Source organism: Flavobacterium sp. RSSA_27, from assembly GCF_051547125.1.
GTDB lineage: Bacteria > Bacteroidota > Bacteroidia > Flavobacteriales > Flavobacteriaceae > Flavobacterium.
In genome coordinates this window covers 54,208-78,427 of sequence record NZ_JBPTTN010000009.1, presented here as the reverse complement: position 1 = coordinate 78,427, position 24,220 = coordinate 54,208, and the positions used below count along the sequence as shown (strand labels likewise).

The following is a 24,220-nucleotide window of genomic DNA, read 5'->3' as shown; positions in this document are numbered from 1 at the left end:
AATTTTAACACATTTTGTCTGTTAATTTTATTCTTTATCTAAAAATTTAAAAAATGAATTAGTTATGAAAACCGTTTCTTCAATTGTCGAAAATTACATCAAAACCAAACCCTTTTTATTGAATGCTCTTTCCTTGGGAATTATCAATTTGACTTCTTTGTCTCGGAATATTATGTCCGAATTAGAAAGTGAATTTGGTAAAGAAGTAAAACAAGGCGCTGTAGTGATGGCTTTGAAACGGTTGACCGAGGAATTGGATTTCAAGCTGAATCATAAAATCAATAAAGTCATTAAAAACATTGGCGAGATTACCGTTCGATCCGAGTTGACCGATTATACTTTTGCCGTTTCGGATTCTGTTTTGAATAAACAAGCCGATTTAATCTCGGACATCAATAGCTTTTCAGATATTTTTTACACCTCTTCTCGTGGTGTCAATGAGATTAATATTGTAGTGAGTAATAGCGTAAATCACTTGGTAGATAAACATTTTTCGAATGAGAAATTAATTCAGAAACTCGAAAACTTAGCTTCGATAACCGTTAAATTACCCAAAGAAAACATTGTGGTTCCCGGTATTTATTACTTCATTTTTCAGCGATTGGCTTGGGAAGGGATCATCATCAATGAGGTGATTTCAACTTCGAATGAGTTTACCATTTTGGTGAGCGAAGATGAAGTAGATGTAGCCTTTAAAGTGATTAAAGATTTGAAAAATTAATTTTTTTAACTAATTTTAAGATTTTTAATATTAATTTCACAATACGAAATCGATTTAATTAGTTTATTTTTAACTTTGACTTAGTAGTTAAACTGTAATTTTGCAGTCCTAAATTATTTATTATTTAGTTTTTAACTTAAATTTTTCAATTGTATGGATTATCTTCAGACGTTTTTAGCCCTAACTCCTGTTTTACTACTTATATTATTACTTGGTGTTCTCAAAATTTCAGGTGATAAAAGTGCATTAATTACCTTGTGTGCTACCATTTTAATAGCTTATTTTGGATTTGATTTTACTTTGCCCAACATTGGGATGTCAACTATTTACGGCACATTAAAAGCTATTTTTCCGATTATCTTAATTATTATTATGGCTATTTATAGTTATAATGTCTTGGTTTATACTAAGAAAATGGAGGTTATCAAACAACAATTTTCAAATATTTCATCCGATAAAAGTATTCAGGTGCTATTATTGACTTGGGGATTTGGTGGTCTTTTAGAAGGTATGGCTGGATTTGGTACCGCTGTAGCCATCCCTGCAGCAATTTTAATTGGCTTAGGATACAAACCCATGTTTTCAGCATTAGTGAGTTTATTGGCCAATAGTGTACCTACTGCTTTTGGAGCGGTTGGTGTTCCTGTAAAAGCAGTTGCCATTGAAATTGGCGCTACCGATTTGGTGCATTTAGGAGGTCAAACGGTATTTCAGCTTTTTCCATTAATGGTGATCATTCCATTTATCATTGTAACCTTGGCAGACGGATCTCGCAAAGCATTAGTGAAAAACATACTTTTAAGTTTGGTAGTTGGATTAGTTTCAAGTATTGTGCAATATACCTCGGTTCTTTATATTGGTGTTGAAACACCTGCAATTTTAGGAAGTATTGCTTCAATTGTAGTCATTATTCTTTGGGCTAAAGTTGCTAAAAAGAAAGAGACGGAAGAGGAATCTACACTATCAACTTCAGAAATACTTAAATCATGGTCGGTTTATGGATTAATCCTTTTTTTTATTATTGGTACTAGTCAATTGTTTAGTAGTGTTCGTGAATTTTTACAATCCATAAGCAGCACTCCAATTGCAATGGAAATTGCTGGGCAAACCAAAAAAGTGGCCATTTTTTGGTTGACAGATGCAGGAGTTTTGTTGCTATTGGGTTCATTTATAGGAGGACTAATTCAGGGAGCAAAAGTTAATGAATTATTGTCGGTATTATGGAAATCGATACTACAATTGAAAAAAACCTATATTACCGTAATAAGTTTGATTGTCATGTCAACCATTATGGATTTATCTGGAATGATTCCTGTTCTAGGATTGGCATTGGCCGCTGCAACAGGAACTCTTTACCCATTATTTGCACCAGCAATTGGATGTTTGGGAGCTTTCTTAACCGGAAGTGATACCTCCTCTAATATCTTATTTGGAAAATTACAAGCGCATGTAGCCACACAAATAGGCTCTGAACCAAGTTGGTTTGCAGCCGCCAATACTGTTGGAGCTACTGGTGGAAAAATAATCTCTCCTCAAAGTATCGCAATTGCCACTTCTGCTTGTAATCAACAAGGACAAGAAGGGGATATTTTGAAAAAAGCATTACCTTATGCTCTATTTTATATTATTATAGCAGGTTTAATGGTCTACTTTTTTGGCAAATAAAAAATAAATAAGAATTTAAAGAAATCATTATGCTTAGTTCTTCTTATCAAAAATTAATTGATTTAGTTTCCTCTACTATAGATCCTAAACGTATTATTACCAACCCTTTGCAAACGTTAGCCTATGGTACTGATGCAAGTTTTTACAGATTAATTCCAAAAATTGTGATTTTGGCCCATTCTGAAGCCGAAGTGGTTGCTATTATTAAACATGCCAAATCTTTAGATATTGCTCTAACTTTTAGAGCGGCCGGAACTAGTTTGTCTGGTCAAGCTATAACAGATTCTGTTTTAGTTGTTGCAACACACGGTTGGAAAAACTATGAAATATTAGACAACCAAACCAAAATTAGACTGGAACCCGGAATTGTGGGTGCCAAAGCCAATAACTTTTTAGCACCTCATGGTTTAAAAATTGGACCAGATCCCGCTTCAATAGGAGCAGCCATGATTGGCGGTATTGTAGCTAATAATGCGAGCGGTATGTGTTGTGGAACGGCTCAAAATTCCTATCAAACTATAGCCGATATTAGAATTGTACTTTCTGATGGTACAATTTTAGACACAGCAGATCCTGATAGCGTGGCCTCCTTTTATACCACTCACGCTCATTTAATTCAAGAAATTGAGCAATTACGAGATACAATTAAAGCAGATCCAACCTTACACGATCGTATTCATCATAAGTTTAAAATTAAAAACACTACAGGTTATAGTATTAATGCCTTGGTTGATTATGAGAACCCAATCGATATTATCAAGCATTTAATGGTGGGATCTGAAGGGACTTTGGCTTTTATCTCAAATGTTACCTTTAAGACAGTTATTGATGAAAAATACAAATCATGTTCTTTGTTGATTTTCAACTCAATAAAAGATGCTTGTAACGCTACTATATTGTTAAAATCAAGCCCTGTTGCCGCTGTCGAATTACTCGATCGCGATTCCATTCGTTCGGTTGAAAACGATCCCGAAGCACCGGATTATTTTAAGACGTTACACGAAGAGGCTTGTGCCCTGTTAGTTGAATGTAGAGATAATGATCGAGAGCAATTGTTGCAAAAACAACAACAAATAAAAGATCAAATTATTTCAATTCCGACTTATACCGATTATGAATTTACTTCAGATCCAAAAAAATATTATTTCAATTGGAAAGCAAGAAAAGGATTGTTGCCTACTGTTGGTGGTTTAAGAAAAACAGGTACAACGGTGATTATTGAAGATGTATCCTTTCCTTTGCCCCAATTGGCCGATGCTTGTATCGCTTTGAAAGAGTTGTTTAAAAAATACGAATACCATGACGCAGTTTTGTTTGGACATGCATTAGAAGGGAATTTACACTTCGTGTTTTCACAAGATTTTTCCAATCAAGCTGAACTCGATCGTTATGAAAAATTAATGGACGAATTGGCCACTTTAGTAGTAGATCAATATGGTGGTTCTTTAAAAGCAGAGCATGGTACGGGTAGAAACATGGCACCATTTGTAGAGAAAGAATGGGGGAAAGATGCCTATACGATTATGAAGCGCATTAAAAACATTTTTGATCCAAATAATAAGATCAATCCCGATGTGTTAATTAATCCCGATCCTAAAGCTCACCTTAAAAATTTAAAACCCTTACCAGAAGCTCATGAAATTGTAGATAAATGTATGGAATGTGGGTTTTGTGAACCCCATTGTGTGGCTGAAGGTTTGACCATATCACCCAGACAACGTATCGTTATTGCTAGAGAAATTAGTCGATTGGAAGCTACCAATGAAGATCCAGCTCGTTTAGCAGCAATTCGAAAAGATGTTTCGTATCAATTAGACGAAACTTGTGCTACAGATGGACTTTGTGCATTGGCCTGTCCTGTTCATATTGATACAGGTAAATTTGTTAAAACATGGCGTGCCAATGAAGTGACAGATTCTAATAAAAAAGTAGCCGCTTATATTGGTTCACACATGGCTGGAACTACAGCAATGATGCGTGGTGGATTAAAAGTAGTTTCTTTTTTCCATGCCATTTTTGGAACCAAAATCATGTTAGCTTTATCTAGTGGAATTCATAAAATTTCAGGTGGAGCAGTGCCTAAATGGATGCCACAAATGCCAAAAGGAGCTAAAAAAATTAATGTTAATCAAGCGAAATAATATGGAAGCAATTTCAGATTTAAAAGTGGTTTATTTTCCTTCTTGTATTAATAGAGGAATGGGAAAAAACGAATTTCAAAGTAAAGATGATTTACAACTAACCGAGCTAACGCATCAATTATTAGTGCGTGCCGGTTATTCAATCATATACCCAAACAATATCAATGACCAATGTTGCGGAATGCCTTTCTCTAGTAAAGGATTTGCCGAGGCCAATCATCAGCAATCGACACTTTTAGAGGCCGAATTACTTCAAGCTTCAGCACAAGGAAAATACCCTATTTTGTACGACATGAGTCCTTGTTTTTATCATTCAAAAGAAGAGTTCACCAGCAATTTGAAAATTGTTGACCCAATTGAATTTATGTTGGACTATGTGATGCCAAAATTGACCGTTAAAAAGAAAAAAGAATCAGTAGCTATTTTCCCTGTTTGTTCCGTTAAAAAAATTGGAAAAATGGAGCAATTATTGGCTTTGGCGCAGTATTGTGCAGATCAAGTGACGATGATCGATAGCAATTGTTGTGGCTTTGCTGGAGATAGAGGGTTTTTAATTCCAGAATTGAATGAACACGGATTGAGAGATATTAAAAATCAAATTCCAAGTAATTGTAACAGTGGCTATTCAACTAGTAGAACTTGTGAAATTGGTTTAGAAAAATCCAGCGGAATGTCGTTTTCATCTATTTTTTATTTGATTGAAGAAGTGACACGCTAATTTTTGCTTATTCTTCTAGTTTATACAAAAGATTTTATTCAGCAGCCAAAGGACCATCATACTTCATTTTCCTCAAAATTCTTAGCGCTTCTTTGAATGATAAATAGACATGTGGAAAAGGTTTAAGCACCGTTTTGGCATCAATTAATTTTTGTTTGGCTTCCTCAAATCCGTTGAGGAAGCAAATCATCAAAGTAGAAGGTAGATTTTCTAAGTCTTTTAATTCCCTGTCGTTAAGTAATTGCCCTTTTTCGAGTTTGTTAAGTAAAGCGCCGTTGGCATTGTAGATGTGATACAACATTTTGGTATTGAATTCGGGTGGTTCAAACAAAAATTTTCGGTCTATTTTGTAGTACCCGTTGTCATGAAATACAATGGTTTGCTGTTCTAAAGGATAGTAACTCGTTTTGTCATTCAATCCTAAAGGAACATATTCAGTTATAGTAAACGAATCCTCGTTATAAGTAATTTCTACCACATCTTGAGCCGAATAAAAGAGTTTGATTTGCTCGTTAATAAGTTCAATATCTACTCGAGATAAATAGGTTTTGCCTTTGTAATGTTTGGCTATTCCCGCCCAACATATCACGAACAATTCCTTGAAAACTTTATATTTGGGCGACATGTCTTTGTGCCGAAAATTCATGAAATCAATCACACCATCTAAGGTATAGGCAATACTATTGCGAGAATTGTTTTCTATTCCAATGACTGTTGCGGTATTTTGATAATTGCGTTCTATTTCGCCTTCTACCGGGAGGGTGTTGCTGCCTCTTCTTATAAAAACCGTATTGGCAAGTATCGTATGAATTCCTTTTTTGAAGAATGAGGTCTTCGGATTGGGTTTAATGGTTACTAATCCTATTACTTTGTCTTTGGGTAAATTAGGGAATGGTACATTTTCATACTGAATCTGAGGCGGATTTTCGAGAAAGGCATTCACCAAATTCTGAATCCTACTATCGTCAAAAAAATCATCGCCTACGATGGCATTGTCTTGGTCTTCAACACCTACGACTATGTATGAATTGTTGGTAGGATTGGAGTTGGACAACGCGCAAATGTGTTTTAAAAATTTCGCTTTCCCTTCCCTAGAATGCAAATTCAATTGTCTTTTTTTGTCATAAAAACTGCTCTCATCATTATGAGCCAATAGATTCTTAATAAGCAAGCGTTTATTAATCATAACTAAGGTTGTCTTTTATGGACTTTGGGTTCCTAAAAGTACACTTTTTTGACAGTAAAATAAAGAAAAAGAACTATCTAGCTTCTAAAAAAAATAAAAAACCAAACCACATAGAAAAAAAGAAATAGCACTATTTCTCACAATAGAAGCGCTATGTGAAAACTAAACCACTATAGGCTGAAATTCCATAGATTTCTTTTGATAGACTATAAAGTATTCAAGGTTGGAATATAATTTACCGCAGATTCGCAAATTATTACAATTAGTAGTAATCTTTTAAAATTTGGGAATCTGCGGTGTATAATTTTTTTAAAGCTAAAGCGAGATGCACTGAAAGTGCATAGTTTTAAACTCTATATGTGACCAATAAAACGGCTATTGCTTACTTTTTAAAACTATGAATTCTATGTTTCTATGTGGTGATAAAAGGTTACTTCCTTTTTACAATAGTTGGCGAAGCCTGAGCCGTTGGATACACAATCAAGTCAGCGATGTTGACGTGATAAGGTCGTGTCACCACAAAGTGAATAATATCCGCAATATCTTCAGGTCGTAAAGGTGTTAAACCTTTGTAAACATTGGCAGCGCGTTCGCTATCGCCTTTAAAACGCACTTCGCTAAACTCCGTTTCAACCATTCCGGGATGAATGCCACCCACGCGGATTCCGTAAGGATTCAAATCGATTCGCATACTCTGATTGAGCGCATCTACCGCATATTTTGAAGCGCAATACACATTGCCATTCGGGTACACTTCCTTCCCCGCAATCGAACCAATGTTAATGATATGTCCGGATTCTTTAGCAATCATTTTTGGAATAATCGCCTTAGAAACATACAGCAATCCTTTGACATTGATATCGATCATAGCGTCCCAATCGTCTATGTCACCATTTTGTATGGAATCAAGACCGTGCGCATTTCCAGCATTATTTACCAAAATGTCAATGTCTGCAAAGGCTTCGGGCAAAGACGCAATGCTTTCAAAAACCGCTTTTTTATCGCGAACATCAAAACACAAATGGTGAACAGCAGTATAGGCACTCAGTTCTTTTTCCAAGGCTTCTAATCGGTCTTTTCTTCGGCCACAAAGCACAATTTTAAAGTTGTTTTGAGCCAGTAATGTTGCGGTTGCTTTTCCGATACCGCTGGTAGCACCAGTGATTAAGGCAGTTTTTATCATAAAATGTAATTGGATAAGGGTTTAAAAATTTTTAGGAACAGAAACATAGGGAATTATCAGGAGGCAAAGTCCCGCTATCCGCTATATCTTTTTTTATAAACCTGACAGGTTTTTAACACCTGTCAGGTTTATAAAAAAAGGATGCCGCTCCTATCGGGGTTAAAAGGCAACAAATTACCTTTTTGGAGACATTTTCAATAGTTACAATTAAGGAACTTCGTTACCCATACTTTCTGTCCAAATCGCAAACCAATCTTCCTGCGACAATTGTAATTCAGTAGCTTTCATCAACGCTTGAATACGAGCCACATTTACCGTTCCAGCAATCGGAATAATATGAGCAGGGTGTTTTAAAATCCAAGCCAATAAAATCGTGTCGGCACCAATTTCATATTTAGAAACCAGCGTCGCCAATAATTTACGCAAGCGGAAAGTTTGCATATTTTCTTGACGAAAAACACTTCCTAGCGGATTCCAAGACAACGGACGAATTTGGTGCAATTGCATATAATCCAAGCTGCCGTCAAGCATCGGTTGATAATCTGTAGCCGAAAAATGGATTTGATTAAACGAAATCGGAGTTTTTTGTCGAATCAACTCGGTTTGTGAACTCGTAAAATTCGACACCCCAAAATCAATAATTTTTCCCTCAGATTTTAACTTTACAACAGCTTCAGCTATTTCGTCGGCTTGCATCAACGGACTTGGGCGGTGCAATAAAAGGACATCAAGATAGTCTGTCTTTAGGTTTTTCAAAGAGTTTTCTACAGACCAAATAATATAGTCTTTCGAATAATCATAATGCTTAATGGTGTTGTTTCTTTTTTCAGCCAGCATTTGAATGCCACATTTCGAAATCAATTGCAATTGCTCTCTTTTAATTTTTGAATTCGAAAGTGCTTTTCCAAACTGTGCTTCGGTGGTATAACCACCGTAAATATCGGCGTGATCAAAAGTGGTTATTTTGTTTTCAAAACAGATGTGAATCAGATTTTCCATCTCTTTTGTTTTGAGATTTTTGTCCCAAACGCCCCAATTCATCGCACCAGCAATAATAGGGGATAATGAAGATTTTGTCATGCTTAAAATGTGATTAAAGTGTAATTTAACTTTTTAAATAAAGTAATTTTTCCAAAGTTCTTAAAATTTAATAGATAGCATCATAATACTTACTTAAAATTCTAGAATCTGTCGAACTTTTAACCATTTTTTAACACCAAACGTCTAAAAAAAAATTCAATTTGCACCATCAAAACAACCGACAAATATCAAAGAGTATAAAAACAAAACAATGGAAGAAAATACAACAACTTTAGACATTAGAGCAATTAATGAGAAAATAGAAAGGGAGAGTGCTTTTATAGATTTGCTTACAATGGAAATGAACAAAGTTATTGTGGGACAAAAACATATGGTAGAGCGATTGCTAATCGGGCTTTTAGGTCAAGGACACATACTATTAGAAGGAGTGCCAGGATTAGCCAAAACATTAGCCATCAACACCCTATCACAAGCCGTTCAAGGTTCTTTTAGCAGAATACAATTTACCCCAGATTTATTGCCTGCCGATGTTATTGGAACAATGATTTATAACATCAAGCAAAATGAATTCTCTATCAAAAAAGGACCTATTTTTGCCAATTTTGTGCTTGCCGATGAGATCAACCGTGCGCCTGCCAAAGTACAATCAGCTTTGCTAGAAGCGATGCAGGAAAAGCAAGTAACCATTGGTGATACTACCTTCAAATTAGACAAACCCTTTTTGGTGTTAGCCACACAAAACCCAATTGAGCAAGAAGGAACGTATCAGTTACCAGAAGCTCAAGTGGACCGTTTTATGCTTAAAACAGTAATTGATTATCCTAAAATGGAAGACGAACGTTATGTAATTCGTCAAAATTTAAAAGGAAGCTACGAAAAAGTAAATCCAGTAGTCTCAGTAGAACAAATTTTGCGTGCGCAAGAAGCAGTTCGCGAAGTGTATATGGACGAAAAAATAGAAAAATATATTTTGGATATTATTTTCGCAACGCGTTACCCTGAGAAATATAAACTAGCTGACTTAAAACCTTTGATTGGTTTTGGAGCTTCCCCTCGTGGAAGTATTAACTTGGCCAATGCTGCTAAATGTTATGCGTTTATCAAACGTCGTGGTTATGTAATTCCAGAAGATGTTCGTGCAGTGGTTCACGATGTATTGCGTCACCGTATCGGTGTAACCTACGAAGCCGAAGCAGAAAACGTAACTTCGGTAGACATCATCAACAAAATCGTAAACGAAATCGAAGTACCTTAAAATAAGTGCTCAGTGTTCAGGTTTTTAGTATTCACTTTACAATCAATACTTTTAATGGAACACTTATAAATGCAGAAAGGCTTTTAGAATTTGAACTTTTACTGTTCACTTTCTAACTGATTACTGAACACTAATAAGAAATGGATACAAAAGAGCTTTTAAAAAAAGTACGAAAAATAGAAATCAAAACCAGACGATTGAGTGATCATATCTTCTCTGGTGAGTATCATACCTCTTTCAAAGGCCGCGGAATGACGTTTAGCGAAGTGCGTCAATACCAATATGGTGACGATATTCGCGCAATCGATTGGAATGTAACAGCACGTTACAACGAAGCCCACGTAAAAGTTTTTGAAGAAGAACGCGAATTGACCATGATGTTAATGGTCGATATTTCGGGCTCTGAAAATTTTGGTTCTACCACTCAGTTCAAAAAAGAAATTGTGATTGAAATTGCCGCAACTATGGCTTTTTCGGCTACTCAAAACAATGACAAAATAGGTTTGATTTTGTTTTCTGACGAAATAGAATTGTACATTCCACCCAAAAAAGGACGTTCTCACGTTTTGCGTCTGATACGTGAACTCATCGAATTTGAGCCTAAAAGCCATAAAACGGATATCGCTCAAGCCTTGAAATTTCTATCAAGCACTCAAAAAAAGAAAGCGATTGTGTTTATGATTTCTGATTTTATGTGTGAAAACTACGAGCAAACCCTGAAGATTGCTTCCAAAAAGCACGATATTACTGGAATACGAGTGTACGATATTCGAGAAGAAAAAATGCCCAATTTAGGAATGGTGACGATGCTCGATGCCGAAACAGGACGAACTCAATTGATTGATACGAGTTCTAAAACGGTACGAATGAATTATGAAAAATATTATCAAGATAAAGTAAATTATTTCAAAGAATCTTTTCGTAAGTCAGGCTCAGGAGTAGTTAATACAAGAGTCGATGAAAGTTATGTGACCAAATTATTAAGTTACTTTAAATCTCGTTAAACTAACCCTTTCAGAGTTTTAAACTCTGAAAGGGTTAAAGTTAAAAACCAATGAAAATTAAACTTTACCTATTATTTATTGTTCTATCGACTTCTCTTTTTGCTCAGCAAAAACAAGTACTGACGTCTATAGACACCACCAAAAATAAAATTGGTGCCGAGTTTAAATTGACACTGAAAACCACCGTAAAGGCCACTTCTAAGGTTACTTTTCCTAACCTAAAAAATGTAGGGCCATTAGAAGTAATAGAATCTTATCCAATTGACACCGTTAAAAATAATGACCAATTGGAGTTGATTAAAAAATACGGTTTGACTCAGTTTGATTCTGGAAAATATACTATTCCTTCGGTTAAAATTTTAATCGATAAAAAGCCCTTTTTCTCGGATTCTATTAAAGTCGAAGTAGCCGATGTTGCTGTCGATACTTTGAAACAAAAAATGTACGATATCAAAGGTATTATCAAAGCACAAAATTCTTGGGGCAATTGGTGGTTGTACCTCTTGATAGCTCTTGTTATCATTGGGGCAGTAGCCTATTGGTATTTCAAAATTCGTAAAAAACCAGTGGCACCAGAAGTTGTTGTTTACAAAACGCCTATTGAAAAAGCCACCAGTTTATTGAATACCTTGGAGCAAAAAGAGCTTTGGCAAAAAGGCGATGTGAAAGCATATTATAGTGAATTGACCGATATTGCTAGAAATTATATCGAAGAAGCCATAGCCATTCCAGCGATGGAAAGCACCACAGCGGAATTAGTTGCGGGATTAAAAGCGGCTTCTCAGAAAAAGAAAATGAAGTTGTCACAAGAAACAATAGACAACTTAGAACGTGTTTTGAAACAAGCGGATTTGGTAAAATTTGCTAAATCAAAACCTCTAGATTTCGAAATTACCGAGGATAGAAACAAAATTCAAAAAGCGATTTTAACCCTTGATAATGCAATACCTGTTATAGTAGAATCGGAAGAGGAAAATGTGTTGAACGAAGCTCAAAAACAAAAACAGTTGCAACTGCAATTAGAAAAAGAACGCAGAGCCAAAATCAGAACTTATGTTGGTGTGGGGGTAGGAATTGTAGTTGGAGTATTCTTGTTTTTTGTAGTGACCAAAGGATTTATGTACACCGTACACTCTATTATTGGACATCAAACCAAAGAATTATTGGAAGGCGAATGGGTGAAAAGTCAATACGGAAATCCAGGTGTAATCATTGAAACTCCAGAAGTATTAACGCGTGTCGATTTGAAAAAAGCATTACCAAAAGAAGGTTTGGCATTAATTAAAGATATGCAATCCTTTGGTTATGGAAGCTTTTTAGGAGATTTTTATTTGATGGTGTCTACTTATAGTTTCAAACAAGAAAATGCCCTCGATTTGTCAAAAGCCCTCGAAAGTTCTATAAAAATGATGGAATTACAAGGCGCTCAAAATATGCTTGTTAAACAAGAGGATTTTGAAACTCCTGAAGGACTAAAAGGTATTAAAGGTTACGGAACATTCTCTAAAGTTGATGATCAATCCAATAGCAGTACGAAATTGTATTATGAGATATTATTGTTTAGTCAAAATGGCGGATTGCAACAAATTATGATTTTACACGAAGAAGGAGATGAGTACGCTATAAAAATAGCAGAACGTATTTTGAATTCTGTTGAATTAAAACTAACAAGAAATTAATGGAAAAAATCACTTTTTTAAATCCTGAGTTTTTTTGGTTGTTCTTGTTACTACCAGTGGTTATTGCTTGGTTGTTTTGGAAAAAGAACCAGCAAGTAGCCTCGCTTAAAGTGAGTTCTACAGCCGGTTTTCAAGGCAAAAAATCATTTTGGGTGTTGTTGAAACCGTATTTGAGCGTGTTTAGAATTTTGGCCTTGGCCTTGTTGATTATTGCATTGGCTAGACCAAGAACAGTCGATGTAAGCAATAGAACCAAAACCACCAAAGGAATTGATATTGTTATGGCAATTGACGTTTCAGGAAGTATGTTGGCCAAAGATTTAAAGCCCAACCGTATGGAAGCTTTAAAACGTGTGGCGGCGAGTTTCGTAGACGAAAGACCCAATGACCGAATTGGATTGGTAGTGTATGCTGCCGAATCGTATACTAAAACTCCTGTGACTAGTGATAAAGCGATTGTTCAAGAAGCCATCAAAAGCATAAAATACGACAACGTTTTGCAAGACGGAACTGGAATAGGTATGGGATTGGCGACAGCCGTAAACCGTTTGAAAGACAGCAAAGCCAAAAGTAAAGTCATTATTCTATTGACAGACGGAGTAAATAATGCTGGTTTTATTGAGCCAGAAACCGCTTCAGATATTGCCAGACAATACGGAATCAAAGTCTACACTATCGGAATTGGAACAAATGGAATGGCAATGTTTCCTTATGCTATCGCACCGAACGGAGGCTTTTTGTTCCAAATGATGAAAGTAGAAATTGACGAGCAATTGATGAAAAATATTGCCCGAAAAACGGATGGTAAATATTTTAGAGCGACGAGCAACGACAAATTAGCACAGATTTATAACGAAATCAATAAACTCGAAACGACAGAAATAGAAGAGTTGAAGTTCTATGATTATGACGAAAAGTTTAGACCATTTGTTTTGTTAGCGGGACTATTGCTCCTCATTGAAGTTGGTTTGAGAAATACAGTATACAGAAGTTTTATTTAAAGTTAAAACAAAGAAAATAATATATCAGTTTGCAATTTAACTTGTGAGCTTAGTGAAAACTTAGTGCCCTTAGTGGTTAAATAAAAATGGAATTAGACGAAAAAAAATATTTATACCTACTCATCTTATTGCCTCTTTTGGTAGTGGTTTTCTTGTACAATTTGTATTGGAAAAGAAAAAAACAACGCGAATTTGGTTCGGTTGAAATGGTGCAAAAGTTGAGTCCAGATAGCTCTAGTTTTAAATCGGTATTGAAACTAATTGTTTTAGTATTGGCTTTTGCATCCTTGATTTTAGGTTTGGTAAATCCTAAAATTGGAACCAAAATGGAAACGGTGAAGCGCGAAGGTATTGATATTGTTTTCGCGGTCGATGTTTCTAAAAGTATGCTGGCAGAGGATATCGCGCCCAGTCGTTTAGAAAAAAGCAAGCAAATCGTCTCTCAAATCATCAACCAACTCGGCAGTGACCGCATTGGCATTGTGGCTTATGCAGGAAGTGCTTTTCCAGTATTGCCAATCACCTCAGATTACGGTGTGGCGAAGATGTTTTTGCAAAGTATGAATACCGACATTGTTTCATCTCAAGGAACTTCTTTAGACGAAGCGATTCAATTATCGGCTACTTATTTTGACGAGAAAAGCAAAACTAGCAAGTTGATGATTATGATTTCGGATGGAGAAGACCATTCAGAAGGAGCCGAAAGCGCCGCCGAAGAAGCCAATAAAATGGGTATGAAAATCATCACGATTGGTGTTGGTACGGAGAAGGGTGGTACGATTCCTTTGCGTCGTAACGGTGTGATTGAAAGTTACAAAAGAGACAAAGACAATCAAGTCGTAATCACAAAATTGAATCCAGAAAGCTTGAAAAGCATCGCAAAAGCGACGAATGGTAATTATGTAAACGGCGCGAATACCAAAGAAGTATTAGAATTCGTAAAAAACACTTTGGATAAAATCCAAAAAACTGAATTTGAAGCAACTGAAATGGCAGAGTATCAATCTCAATTTCAATGGTTTTTAGCCATTGGTTTTCTGTTGCTTTTGGTAGATGTATTTCTATTAGAGCGCAAAACAAGTTGGGTAAAAAAATTGAATTTGTTTAACGAGAAATAAATTTTTTAACCTCTCAATGTGAAGTTGTTAAATGTACTTGAAAGTGATAAAATACAAAATTACAAATGATTAAAAAATATATCCTATTCCTTTTCTTGTTTTCCCTTTTGGGGCTAGGGGGCTTATTTGCTCAGCAAAAAGACAAAGCTTTGCCAAAAGCCAATGAAGAGTTTTCAGAAAAAAAGTTTGTAGAAGCGGAGGCAAATTATAGAATTTCACAATCTAAATTCCCTAACCGAACGGTGGCTCCCTACAATTTAGGTAATGCCATTTACAAGCAAAATCAAAATACTGAAGCCATGTATGCTTATGTCGAAGCACTACGCAAAGCCAAAGTAAAATCGCAAAAGCACAAGATATTGCACAACTTGGGGAATACTTTTATGAAAGATAAAAATTATGCCGAAGCCGTTGAAGCCTACAAAAATGCCTTGCGCTGCAATCCTGAAGACGAGGAAACGCGTTACAATTATGCCTTGGCCAAAAAAATGCTAAAAGACAATCCGCCGAAAAACGATAAGGATAATAAAAAAGACAAGGACAAAGATAAAGATAAGAAGGACGACAAGAAAGACGGAGATAAGGACAAAGACAAAAAAGACGATAAAGGCGATCAGGACAAAAAACAAGATCCTAAACAAAACGAGCAGAAAAACAGCAAAAATCAAGACCAACAAGGGCAACCCAAACCCAAACCTGGTGGAATTTCGAAAGATCGTTTAGAAAATCTTTTGGATGCTGTAAACAACGAAGAAAAGAAAATTCAAGATAAAGTAAAGGCCAAACAAGGCCAAGGAAAACCAGTTCAAACCGAAAAAGATTGGTAATTCAAAAACCGCATTTTAAAATGAAAAAATTTATTGCAGTTGCACTTTTTATAATTGCTAACCCACTTCTGGCTCAAGTTCAGTTCGAGACACGAGTGAGTAAAAACACTTTGGCACTAAACGAACGCCTTCGTGTTGATTTTATTATGAATGTAGATGGTGATAATTTTATTCAACCTTCGTTCGATGGCTTCCGAATTATTGCCGGACCTAGCCAACAAGTAAGTCAATCGTGGGTCAACGGAAGAAGTTCTTTTGAAAAAGTGTATTCTTATTTTTTGTTACCTACTCGAAAAGGAGCTTTGGTGATTAAGCAAGCTGCCATTGAGTTCAATGGGCAGGTATACAAAACGTCTCCTGTAAAGATTACGGTAACCAATGCAGTGCAGCAAAATCAAGAGGAAAATGACAGCCCAATTTCTACAGATAATAATTTGTATTTGGTAGCCGATGTTTCTAAAACCAATCCCTACATCAATGAGCCCATTACTGTGGTTTATAAATTGTATTTCAGCTACAATATTGGAATTTCAAATTGGCGGGAGCTAAGTAAGCCAAAATACAATGATTTTTGGAGTCAAAATATTGATATCAAACAATTGGTAGCCGAAGAGGGAATGTTCAAAGGAGAGCGTTTCCGTTATGTAGTGCTAAGGAAAACCGTTTTATATCCTCAAAAATCAGGAAAACTCGAAATCGAACCGCTATCACTCGATATAGATGTACAGTTGCCGACCAACAGAAGAGATATTTTTGGTCAAATGATGATTCGAGAAACTAGTAAAAGAGTTTCTGCAGGATCAAAAACTATTGCGGTAAAAGGATTGCCAGAATCGGGTAAACCAGGAGATTTTTCAGGTGCTGTGGGAAGTTTTGATTTTAAAGTTACACCAAGCAAAACAACGCTTCACAATGGCGAAAGTTTAGAATTGGTAGTTAGCGCCGCTGGAAAAGGAAATCTTAAATTATTTACCTTGCCTAAACCTGTGGTTCCAAACGCCTTAGAAATGTATGACCCAGTTCATACGGAATCCGTAAATACGCCACTTTCTGGAATGGCAGGTAAGATTTCAGACAGTTATACCATTATTCCGCAGTTCAAAGGAACCTATCCTATTAAACCAATGCAGTTCTCTTATTTTGATTTGAATTCGGGCAGCTATAAAACGATTACTTCACCAGAAATTGTAGTGACTGTTTTGGATGGTCCGACGGCTACAGATAGTACTGCAGTAGCAAGTACGGATAAAAATAAAATCAGTAATGTGGAGCAATTCAAATTCATCAAACTTAAAACAGATTTTGAAGAGGTTCATGCAAAGGATTTCTTAGGATCTAATAGTTTTTATGCATTGTTATTGCTACCTTTTGGATTAATCCCTTTGATTGTGATTTTCAAAAAGAAAAAAGAAGCCATAGATAGCGATGTCTTTGGTAACCGAATCAAAATGAACAATAAGTTGGCCAAGAAATATTTATCGGAGGCCAAAAAACAAATTGCGAACAAAGAATTGTTCTATGTGGCACTCGAAAAAGCGATGCATAATTTCTTAAAAGCAAAATTGCACATCGAAACCTCAGAAATGAGTAAGGATAACATTCAAGAATTGTTGTTGTCAAGAAAAGCCAATCCTGAAGCTGTAAACGATTTTATTGCCTTAACAGAAAATTGTGAGATTGCGCGTTATGCGCCTTCTTCTAGCGCCTCGATTCAGCAAGATTTTGATAAAGCCGTCGAAATTATTTCGGGATTAGAAAAACAAATTGTCTAAACCACAAAGCATAGAAGTGTAAACAAGAATAATTGAATGTGCACTTTATAATAGTGTTCTTAGCGCTTCTTTTGTGATCTTTGTGTTTAAAATTAAAGCAACATATGAAAAATATAGTTTATTTATTATTATTTATAACCAGTGTTGTAACTGCTCAAAATGGTTTTGAAGCGGGAAATGCATTGTATAAAAAAGGGCAATACGAGCAAGCCATTCAGGCCTATGAATCGGTGGTGCAAACAGAGAAAAAAGAATCGGCCGATTTGTATTTCAATTTGGGTAATTGTTATTACAAACTCAATCAGGTAGCGCCAGCGATTTATAATTATGAAAAAGCTTTGGTTTTAAAGCCCAATGATTCAGAAATTCTAAACAATCTGAAGTTTGCCCAAAAAAGAACCATAGACGAGATTAAAGTCGTTCCCAAAGTAGGTTTCGAGAAACTGGTACACGATTTTACTTCTTTCTTTCATTACGATACTTGGGCCTGGATTTCGATTGGTTTTGCTGTTGTTGTGCTATTCCTTTTTTTAGGGTACTATTTTACACCATCTTCAGTTGCGAAACGTGTTTTTTTCTTTGGGATGTTTTTTGGACTACTTTTCGTTTTGATAAGTGTTTTTGCAGGTTATTTTGAGCAAAGTCATTTTAAAAATGATCGACCAGCCATCCTTTTCGCAGCTATGACAGAAGTCAAAAGCGAGCCGCAGAATTCCAGCCCAGCTGTTATAATGCTTCACGAAGGCGCCAAAGTTTATGTATTGGAAAATTTAGAGCAATGGCGAAAAGTGCAACTTACCGATGGTACTGAGGGTTGGTTGAATGCTAGTGCGATAAAAGAAGTAAAATAAAAATTTCTTTTTATTTTAATTTTTAAAGACCATTTCGTTAAGAAATGGTCTTTTCGTTTTTTTCCCTTTTTTCTAATTGAATATACAAGAAGCTTACTTTAGTATATGTGTTAAATGTGTTAAAAAATCATTTATTTGTTTGGTTTTAATTTTTTAAAAATATTAAGACATTATTATATTTATTGTTTTTGTTTTGTGAAATTAGCGTATATATATCTTTAAAATAGTTATCTTTTTGTTTATAATTCATACAAGACTTTTTTGTATCTGCATAAAATTATTGATATAAATTTAATTTTTAACAAAATACTTTTTTTTATTAAGCTTTTATTATGATTTTTGTGGCATAACTAAATCAAACAATAATAATATGAGATCAAAATTCAAATGGATTTTTTCTTTGCTATTGGCGCTGTCAATGCAATTTGTTTTCGCGCAAGAGAAAACAGTTTCAGGTACTGTTACAGACGAAACAGGTGCTGTTCCAGGTGTTAATGTGGTGATCAGTGGTACTAAAACTGGAACACAAACTGGTTTTGATGGTACTTATTCTATTAAAGCAAAACAAGGTGATGTGCTTGTGTTTTCTTTTTTAGGAATGAATACTGTTAAGATGACTGTTGGTGCTTCATCAGTGGTTAATGCTGTAATGAAAAGTGGTGGTGGACAAAAACTGGAAGAAGTTGTTGTGACCTCTTTTGGAATTAAGAGAGATAAAAAATCTTTGGGGTACTCTACACCAAAAATCGAAGCAACTGAACTTACTGCAGCAAGGGCTACAAACGTAACAAATCAGATTGCTGGTAAAGTTGCTGGTTTACGTGTATCAGGATCTGGAGGAGCATTTACTGGATCAAGTATCATCATAAGAGGTTTTTCAACTTTTACAGGAAGTAACCAGCCTTTATATGTTGTAGATGGTGTGCCAATTGATAACAGCGGTGGAGGTGCTGCATTGCAAAGAGGTGCATCACCATCAAATCGTGCGATCGATATCAATCCTGAAGATATTGAAAGTCTTGTTGTGTTAAAGGATGCAGCTTCTACAGCACTTTATGGTTCACGAGGTGCTTCAGGAGTTATCCTAATTACGACTAAAAAAGGTAAAAAAGGGGAGAGATCGACTATAACATTTAATTCAAGTTACAATGTAGGAACAGTGAATCGTTTACCAGATTATCAAAATGAGTATGCTCAAGGTTTAAATGGTACATTAACACCAGCTCAAATAGGTGTAGTTATTCCTAATAGACCTGGCGCTATGGTTGCAGCTTCATGGGGTCCAAAAATTGCTGGTCAAACAATTATCAATTCATTTGGTCAACCTGAGGTATTGAAGGCTTATAAAAATAATGTTAAAGATATTTTTAAATCTGCCTATAATGTCCAAAATAACTTAAGTTTTTCTGGAGGTTCTGAGAAGTCAAGTTTTAGACTTGCACTTGGTAATACGGAGGAAACGTATGTGTTAGATAATAATAAGTTATCTCGTAATAACATTACTTTTTCTGGGAATACTCAAGTATCAGATAAGTTGAATGTAGGTGCAAATATTACGTACACCAATACTTCTTCACAAAGAACTTTGCAAGGTAACAATTTATCGAATCCTTTATTTAGAGGATATTTTACGCCAAGATCATATAATTTAAGTGGTTTACCATTTGAAAATGCTCAAGGTCAGCAGTTATATGCTGGTGGAGAGGATAACCCTTATTGGACTATTAAGAACAATCTTTACAATGATAGAGTAAATAGAATTTTGGCTAATTTTAATGCAAGGTATGATTTTACTTCTTGGTTGAATGCTGACTTTAAAATTGGTTCAGATTTTTATAACTTGAATAGTGTTGGTTTTGACGAGGTTGGAAACAGAGGTGCTGGTTTTGTTCAAGGTTCAACTTTAATTGGTGGTTTAGTAGAGAATGCAACTAACGTTCATAACTTGAACCAGTATTTAACATTAAATGCTACTAAAAAGTTTAGCGATTTCACTTTGTCAGCGTCTGTTGGTAATGAATTCAATAACAACTATAGTTTTGCTTCGCAAGTTACAGGTCTTAATTTAGTGATTCCTGGATTTGCAAATTTATCTAATGCTGTGACTTATGCTCCTTCATCTTCTGTTGTCAATACAAAATTGTTTGGAGTTTTTGCAGATGTTACATTGGAGTATAAAAATTTCTTGTCTGTCAATGTTAAAGGCAGAAATGACTGGTCTTCTACTTTGTCGGCGGAAAACAATTCGATTCCTTATGGAGGGATCTCTGGAAGTTTTGTTTTGACGGAGGCATTTCCTTCTCTTAAATTTGGTGATAAAATTAGCTTAATTAAATTTAGAGCTAGTGCAGGTGAGGTAGGAAAAGGTGCTCCTGCTTATGCGACAGATACATACTTCGCACAAGCTAATGCTTCTGATGGTTTTGGTCCACAAATTGTTTTCCCTTTTAATGGGAATGCTGGTTTTTCTCTTTCTAACACAGCAGGTAATGCAGCGCTTACGCCTGAGTTTACAAAAGAGATTGCTTTTGGAACTGAAATGGCCTTTTTTAATAATCGATTGAATATTGATGCAACTTATTACGAACGTAATACACGTAATGTAATTTTAAGTGTTCCAGTTTCTGCTGCATCTGGAGTTACAAATGTCTTGAAAAATGCTGGAAAGCTTTCGACAAAAGGACTTGAAATAGCTTTATCAGGAATGCCAATCAGAACTCAAGATTTTTCATGGGAACTAGGTGCTAATTATACGCAATTTGAATCTATTGTTGATGAATTAGCTCCAGGGGTTTCTAATATATTTTTAGGAGGTTTTACTACTCCAAATATTCGTTTGGTTGCTGGTGATGAATATGGTCAAATTTATGGTTCTAAATACCAACGTGATGCTAATGGAAATATGTTAATTAATCCAGCAACAGGTTTGCCATTACAGACAACAGGTGTTGAGAAAATTGGAAATCCAAACCCAGATTTTACTATGGGTATTACTAATACGTTTACTTATAAAGGAATTAGTTTGTATGTTTTACTAGATATTCGTGAAGGTGGTGATCAGTATTCAAGAAATATTGCGGATGTTCAAAGAAATGGAGTTGCTGCAGAGACTGCAGAGTTTCCTAGATTTGCAGCTGATAATATAACACCAAATACACCATATCTGTTTGAAGGGGTTTATGCTTCTGGACCACTAGCTGGTCAGCCAAATACCACTAAGGTTAATGCGCAATCGTATTATGGTAATCAAGGAAAATATATAGCTGCTGAAGGATTTATATATGATACTTCTTGGTTTAGAATTAGAGAAGTGTCTTTGTCATATAGACTAAATCCTAGTTTATTAAAGAACACTCCTTTTAAACAATTTGAAATTGGAGCTTTTGGAAGAAATTTATTCTTAAGCGCACCTAATTACCCACATTTTGACCCAGAACAAAATGCTTTAGGTATTAGTAATGCCCAAGGTTTAGAATTTAATTCTTTACCAAATACTAGAACAATTGGTTTTAATCTTAAAGTAGTACTTTAGTAATAATTTTACATATGAAAAACATAAAAAATAAAATAGTAGCTGCTCTATTCTTAGTTGCTCTCGTAGTTAGCGGCTGTGAATTTGGTGATACCAATGAAGATCCAAGCAGTGTTATTGCTGCTCCAATTAATCAGCAATTAACTTCATTGACCGTTAATGTTGGTTTTTTAGCGGGTAGTGATTTAAATAGATATTCATCCTTGATAATGCAGCAATATTCAGGACAAACTGTTGGAGCTACTACACAGACTCAATTTTTCGAACAGTTTCAAATTGTGGGTTCGGATTTAAACAATGTTTGGTCTAGTATTTATGCTACAATATTAAATGATGCAGAGAATGTAATTGTAGGTGCAACGGCTTCTAATAGCCCACACTATTCAGGGGTTGCCAAAATATTGAAGGCTTATACTTATCAACTTGCAGTAGATACTTGGGGTAGTATTCCTTACTCTGATACCCAAAAGTTAGCAGCCAATGTTAAGCCAAAGTATGATTCCGATGAAGCTATTTATGCTGATTTAATTAATTTATTAGATCAAGGGATAGCTGAGGTTAATGCTCCAATTTCTTCAATTTCTCCGGGTACAAATAGTACAATTTTTCCTGGGACATTTTCTACTACCAAAAACAATTGGATAAAATTTGCAAACACTTTAAAGTTGCGTATATTTTTACATTATAGTGAAAAAGACGCTAGTTTTGCTAAGAGTAAAATTGATGCATTAGTAAATTCTGGGGCTGCTTTAATGACTAGTAATGCCGATAGTTTCCAAATGAATTTTATTGATGCTGCTAATGCAAGAAATCCAATTGATCAATTTGAGACAACTAGAATTAATAACTTAGTAGCAAATGCTAAATTAGTTACTATGATGAATTCTAAAACAGATCCTAGAAGACAATTTTATTTTACACAATTACCAGCAGGTTCAGGTTTATATGTTGGTGCCGTTGCTGGTGCCCCAGCTGGTCCTAATAACTATTCTAAATTGCATACTTATTTAAGAGGTGCTGCTACTGGTTCAGTATATACTGGAGCGGCTCCTATTAGAATGTTGACGTTTGCTGAGTATAACTTTATTAGAGCAGAAGCAGCTTTGAGGTTCTCTTCTCCGGGTAGCGCACAAACATTTTTCCAAGCAGGTATAAGAGCTTCTATGGAAAGCGCTGGAGTAGCAGCAGCTGATATTACAACTTACTTAGCAGCAAATGGAACATTAACAGGTACTACTGCACAACAATTAGAGCAGATTATTAACGAGAAATTTGTTGCTAATTATGGGGTTGTTATGGAGCCTTGGACTGATTTTAGAAGAACTGGTTATCCTACTTTAACTTTACCGTCAAATGCAATTGTACCATATTTTCCAAGATCTTTGTTTTATCCTCAATCAGAGATTGATTTAAATCCTGAAAATGCTAATCAAAAGAAAGATATGAGTGTAAGAGTATTTTGGGATAAAAGACCATAAGTCATTGCTTTAAATCTTGACTTAGTAAGAATTATAAATTATACTTTCTTTTAAGTGGTAATAGACCGATATCAAATCGATATCGGTCTATTTTTTTTAGAAACTCAAAAATTGAATTAGTTATTTGAAGATATTTAAAAAAAATCATAGGATAATAGAATTGCACCATAAGTGCTTTCAAGCCCTTTTCATGTCTTTGTTTTTATAAAATTAACCTACTGCAATCATGCTTCACGAAGGCGCCAAAGTTTATGTATTGGAAAATTTAGAGCAATGGCGAAAAGTGCAACTTACCGATGGTACTGAGGGTTGGTTGAATGCTAGTGCGATAAAAGAAGTAAAATAGACTATCGATTTATATACAAAAGCGCCCTTGAATATTTAGGATTTCAAGGGCGCTTTTGTTTACAGTAAAGAAAGAACCTTATTTTTTAGCTTTATCGTATAGCTTTTCTAGTGAAGGAAAAATAAAAGCAGATGTTTTTTGTATCGGATTAAAGAATAGTGATTTATCCAAGGTTTCCTTTTTAGCTAAGAAATTATGGTAATTGATTTTTTCGAAAATAGTCAAAAATACACTGATAATTAAAACAAATTTCAACACTCTAAACACTCCGCCGCCAACTTTGTTGATCCAACCCAAATAAGCAAAATCGGCTAGACCCGTAAAGAATTTACTTAGCATATAAATAGCCACGACCACCACAATGAAGGTCAGTATAAAAGCCACTATTTGTATTGTATACGGATTCCATTTTACAATGCTTGAAATTATGGAACTCATAATAGCCGAGAATTTTACCGCTACGTAAATTCCAATCAACAAAGAAACTAAAGAAGCCAATTCGGCAAAAAGTCCGTTTTGAATGCCTTTGAATAAAGCATAAGCTAGTAAACCACCGATTAAAAGATCAAAAAAAGTCATATTTTAAGGGTAAAAAATTAAAACGGCAAATATAAAAGAAATAGGCGATACCGTAACTCAATTTTCAAGTGCTTATCTTTGCCAAAAATAGTTAGTATTGAAAAGTATTGGTACCCCAATCCT

At 35.2% G+C, this 24,220-nt stretch carries 19 protein-coding genes; 15 read left to right on the top strand and 4 right to left on the bottom strand.

Annotated features, from left to right (window positions below; all coding sequences use genetic code 11):
* Window positions 1-64: 64 nt before the first annotated feature.
* From ACSVH5_RS12875 to ACSVH5_RS12860, 4 genes are all read left to right on the top strand, one after another.
* On the top strand, window positions 65-721 hold the full coding sequence (locus ACSVH5_RS12875) for an aspartate kinase (RefSeq protein WP_438061819.1): 657 nt from the start codon (window positions 65-67) through the stop codon (window positions 719-721).
* Window positions 722-874: 153 nt separating this feature from the next.
* Window positions 875-2,386, top strand: a complete 1,512-nt coding sequence (locus tag ACSVH5_RS12870) for an L-lactate permease (protein ID WP_438061818.1) — start codon at window positions 875-877, stop codon at window positions 2,384-2,386.
* Between the two features lie 29 nt (window positions 2,387-2,415).
* Entirely contained in the window at window positions 2,416-4,527 is a 2,112-nt protein-coding gene (locus ACSVH5_RS12865; RefSeq protein WP_438061817.1) for an FAD-binding and (Fe-S)-binding domain-containing protein, read from the top strand.
* A gap of 1 nt (window position 4,528) precedes the next feature.
* Window positions 4,529-5,245, top strand: coding sequence for a heterodisulfide reductase-related iron-sulfur binding cluster (locus tag ACSVH5_RS12860; RefSeq protein ID WP_438061816.1), 717 nt, complete (start codon window positions 4,529-4,531; stop codon window positions 5,243-5,245).
* A gap of 34 nt (window positions 5,246-5,279) precedes the next feature.
* Here the strand turns inward: ACSVH5_RS12860 and ACSVH5_RS12855 are convergent, their stop codons facing one another.
* The 3 genes from ACSVH5_RS12855 to ACSVH5_RS12845 all read right to left on the bottom strand — a co-directional run bounded on the left by ACSVH5_RS12855 (window position 5,280) and on the right by ACSVH5_RS12845 (window position 8,694).
* Complete coding sequence (locus tag ACSVH5_RS12855) at window positions 5,280-6,431, bottom strand: ATP-binding protein (RefSeq protein ID WP_438061815.1); 1,152 nt, start codon at window positions 6,429-6,431, stop codon at window positions 5,280-5,282.
* 430 nt (window positions 6,432-6,861) lie between these two features.
* Window positions 6,862-7,614, bottom strand: a complete 753-nt coding sequence (locus ACSVH5_RS12850; protein ID WP_438061814.1) for an SDR family NAD(P)-dependent oxidoreductase — start codon at window positions 7,612-7,614, stop codon at window positions 6,862-6,864.
* Window positions 7,615-7,821: 207 nt separating this feature from the next.
* Window positions 7,822-8,694 carry an aldo/keto reductase gene (locus ACSVH5_RS12845; RefSeq protein WP_438061813.1) on the bottom strand — a complete coding sequence of 291 codons (873 nt, stop codon included), beginning with the start codon at window positions 8,692-8,694 and terminating at the stop codon, window positions 7,822-7,824.
* A 211-nt stretch (window positions 8,695-8,905) separates the two neighbouring features.
* On the opposite strand from ACSVH5_RS12845, the gene ACSVH5_RS12840 reads away from it, so the two are divergent.
* The 11 genes from ACSVH5_RS12840 (at window position 8,906) to ACSVH5_RS12790 (ending at window position 23,518) form a co-directional block, all read left to right on the top strand.
* On the top strand, window positions 8,906-9,910 hold the full coding sequence (locus ACSVH5_RS12840; RefSeq protein WP_159688622.1) for an AAA family ATPase: 1,005 nt from the start codon (window positions 8,906-8,908) through the stop codon (window positions 9,908-9,910).
* A 140-nt stretch (window positions 9,911-10,050) separates the two neighbouring features.
* On the top strand, window positions 10,051-10,914 hold the full coding sequence (locus ACSVH5_RS12835; protein ID WP_438061812.1) for a DUF58 domain-containing protein: 864 nt from the start codon (window positions 10,051-10,053) through the stop codon (window positions 10,912-10,914).
* A gap of 50 nt (window positions 10,915-10,964) precedes the next feature.
* Window positions 10,965-12,593 carry a hypothetical protein gene (locus ACSVH5_RS12830; protein WP_438061811.1) on the top strand — a complete coding sequence of 543 codons (1,629 nt, stop codon included), beginning with the start codon at window positions 10,965-10,967 and terminating at the stop codon, window positions 12,591-12,593.
* The gene (locus ACSVH5_RS12825; RefSeq protein ID WP_438061810.1) at window positions 12,593-13,594 is read left to right on the top strand and encodes a vWA domain-containing protein; all 1,002 of its coding nucleotides are present in this window, start codon (window positions 12,593-12,595) and stop codon (window positions 13,592-13,594) included. The genes ACSVH5_RS12830 and ACSVH5_RS12825 overlap by 1 nt, the downstream gene beginning before the upstream one ends.
* An 86-nt stretch (window positions 13,595-13,680) precedes the next feature.
* Window positions 13,681-14,712 carry a VWA domain-containing protein gene (locus tag ACSVH5_RS12820; RefSeq protein WP_438061809.1) on the top strand — a complete coding sequence of 344 codons (1,032 nt, stop codon included), beginning with the start codon at window positions 13,681-13,683 and terminating at the stop codon, window positions 14,710-14,712.
* Between the two features lie 65 nt (window positions 14,713-14,777).
* Window positions 14,778-15,539, top strand: a complete 762-nt coding sequence (locus tag ACSVH5_RS12815) for a tetratricopeptide repeat protein (protein WP_438061808.1) — start codon at window positions 14,778-14,780, stop codon at window positions 15,537-15,539.
* 20 nt (window positions 15,540-15,559) lie between these two features.
* Window positions 15,560-17,311, top strand: coding sequence for a BatD family protein (locus ACSVH5_RS12810; RefSeq protein ID WP_438061807.1), 1,752 nt, complete (start codon window positions 15,560-15,562; stop codon window positions 17,309-17,311).
* A gap of 104 nt (window positions 17,312-17,415) precedes the next feature.
* Window positions 17,416-18,162 (top strand): tetratricopeptide repeat protein, encoded by a 747-nt coding sequence (locus ACSVH5_RS12805; protein WP_438061806.1) that lies wholly within the window; start codon window positions 17,416-17,418, stop codon window positions 18,160-18,162.
* 370 nt (window positions 18,163-18,532) lie between these two features.
* Window positions 18,533-21,694 (top strand): SusC/RagA family TonB-linked outer membrane protein, encoded by a 3,162-nt coding sequence (locus tag ACSVH5_RS12800; protein ID WP_438061805.1) that lies wholly within the window; start codon window positions 18,533-18,535, stop codon window positions 21,692-21,694.
* A 14-nt stretch (window positions 21,695-21,708) separates the two neighbouring features.
* A complete protein-coding gene (locus tag ACSVH5_RS12795) occupies window positions 21,709-23,172 on the top strand; it encodes a SusD/RagB family nutrient-binding outer membrane lipoprotein (protein WP_438061804.1) in 1,464 nt (487 codons plus the stop codon).
* 226 nt (window positions 23,173-23,398) lie between these two features.
* Window positions 23,399-23,518, top strand: coding sequence for an SH3 domain-containing protein (locus tag ACSVH5_RS12790; RefSeq protein WP_438061803.1), 120 nt, complete (start codon window positions 23,399-23,401; stop codon window positions 23,516-23,518).
* A 78-nt stretch (window positions 23,519-23,596) separates the two neighbouring features.
* On the opposite strand, the gene ACSVH5_RS12785 is transcribed toward ACSVH5_RS12790, so the two are convergent.
* The gene (locus ACSVH5_RS12785) at window positions 23,597-24,097 is read right to left on the bottom strand and encodes a CvpA family protein (RefSeq protein WP_438061802.1); all 501 of its coding nucleotides are present in this window, start codon (window positions 24,095-24,097) and stop codon (window positions 23,597-23,599) included.
* Window positions 24,098-24,220 lie beyond the last annotated feature (123 nt).